Genomic DNA, 2,146 nt, shown 5'->3' with positions numbered 1-2,146 from the left:
CCGCCCTCCGCCTACGCCCAGCAGGTCAAGGTCAACGGACTGGAGCCCACCCAGACCGAACGCCGCTTCGACCTGATCGAACTCGACCGCTTCCGCTACTCCACCTCCGAGCAGATCGCCGCCTGGACCGCGCACCTGATCGGAGTCGAACAGCATCTGCGCCTCATGAACGCCACCCCAGGCATGCTCTCCGACGGCGCGATGCCCGAATACCTTTACCGGCGCACCAACGGAGTGGTCGGCTTGCTGGAACGACTTCTCGAAGACGGCTGCCGCGAAGCCATCGAAACCGGTGATGAGAAACTCACCGAAAGCCTGCTCGACAACGTTGTCCTGCGACTCCCCGGCTCCCCGGAACGCGATCCCGCCGCGGGCGAAGTTCCGGAGCTGCCCCCGCAGCCCACCCGACGGGGCAAACGATCCCGCAACACGGTCTTCGACGATCACGGACCCGCAGCCGCTGGAGAATCGAGATGATCGCCACAGCCGCATCTGTGCTCCCCCGCAGCCTAGACCCGCTGGCTCAGGAATCGCTCCCTGGTTACATCCTGCGGCTTGCCCACCGCCTCAGTCTCACACCGGCAAGAATCGCGACCCTGACCGCACTGGACCAGAGCAGCGCTTTTCCAACCATGGTCCCTTACCTCTGCTGATCCGCCTCTCCGATGAGGCGCGGACGTCCTTCTCTGCTGCGACTCGCCTCACTCTGGCTGAAGCTCACGACCTCACGCTCATCACTCTTGGCGACCGCTACCTGCTGCCTGACACCTATATCGATCGCCGCGCACACAGCAGAGTCGGCTCCGACCCATGGCTGTCCGCCCCCGCAACGCGTTACTGCCCCCTTTGCCTGGCCGGCGACGGTTCAGCGATTCAGAACGCTCATGGCGGCCCATGGTGCAAGACCTGGTATCTCTCTGTGGTGTTCGCCTGCACCCGACATCGGGTGCTGCTCGCCGATCGTTGCCCAAGCTGCCAACATCCTGTCCACTGGACGAAACCAGGGCACATTCGCACGATTCTGCCGCACATGGGCAACCGGGTGGCTCATCCTGCGCAGTGCCGCGCGGATCCCGCGGGACTTCCACCCCGCCAGGGAGTACGCGTCCCCCCGCTCTGCGGCGCCAGGCTCGACACCGCCAGCAACGTCCCCTCCGTCCTCCCAAACACCGCTCTCCTGGATCTCCAGGGCCGCCTTCTCGATCTCCTCCGCCCCGATGGCCCCGGCACCGTCCTTGCTTGTGGCCAAGCCACGAGACCCATCCGCTACTTCACCGACCTGCGTGTGATCACATTCCTCGTGACAGCCTCCTGGCCGGTGTTGCGGGACATGGCCTCATCGCCTGCGATCGCTGAAGCAATCGACCGCCACGTTGAGCAGCAGCAGCATGTCATAGGAACCCTTCGTGAGCGCTACCAGCATTCCCGGACGGATCAGCGGCAACTCGATACACCTCCACGAGACAGCCTGGCCTGCTCCGGCCTGTTGTCCATCGCCGATCACATACTCCGTCTGCCCAGCCCCGCCGAAGTCAGGGCCCAACTGCGACCACTCCTGCCTGAAAGCACAAGACAAACCCGCTACACCCCATGGGGCTATCTCATCCAGCGCCTGCGGTCCCGCTGCTCCGATGGACTGAACGATGCTTGCGATCCACTGCTCGTGAGCTTTCGCCGAGGCGAGGGCACACCCCGCGGCCGACGCCTCGCCACCCATCCGGCGACGACGCTGAGGCTGGAACACATTCCAGCGTTCCTGCCTAAACCCTGGTATGACCAGCACTTCCGCCACCTGGGCAAGATCAACCCCGCATTCTTACGACGCACCGTCATGCTCCGACTTGTCCAGATGATCTCTGGCGGTTCGCTTGGAGACGCCGCTGCGTTCCTCGGCATCGTGTCCGGCTCGCGCCACGGCAGCGTCTATGCCGCAGCCGGAACAGTTCACTCCTGGGCGAGACAGTCGCCGGACCCGCAGGCATTCAACGACTCGGTACTACGAATCCTGAAAATCATCGAGGCCGCGCCGAACAAGGTGAACTATCAGCGCCGACGTGACGCTCTCCGGCACTGGTCCCTTGACCAGGACACATGGGATTCCATCGTCGCCCAACTCCCATCCACCCCGGGCCCCGTCCAGCCAGTC

General features: G+C 64.3%; 1 protein-coding gene and 2 pseudogenes. All 3 read left to right on the top strand.

Annotation, left to right across the window (positions count from 1 at the left end):
- Positions 1-477 (top strand): annotated as a pseudogene (locus ACGFJ2_RS59210) (hypothetical protein); the annotation flags it as partial.
- Positions 362-943: pseudogene (locus tag ACGFJ2_RS59205) on the top strand (TniQ family protein); the annotation flags it as partial. The pseudogenes ACGFJ2_RS59210 and ACGFJ2_RS59205, both read left to right, overlap by 116 nt.
- A 342-nt stretch (positions 944-1,285) precedes the next feature.
- Positions 1,286-2,146: hypothetical protein (locus tag ACGFJ2_RS59200; RefSeq protein WP_393484288.1), on the top strand; the 861-nt coding region annotated here is incomplete at its 3' end.

Source organism: Nonomuraea sp. NPDC049028, from assembly GCF_043197735.1.
Taxonomy (GTDB): Bacteria; Actinomycetota; Actinomycetes; order Streptosporangiales; family Streptosporangiaceae; genus Nonomuraea.
The sequence above is the reverse complement of the archived record's forward strand: the minus strand, read 5'-3'. Positions and strand labels throughout refer to the sequence as shown.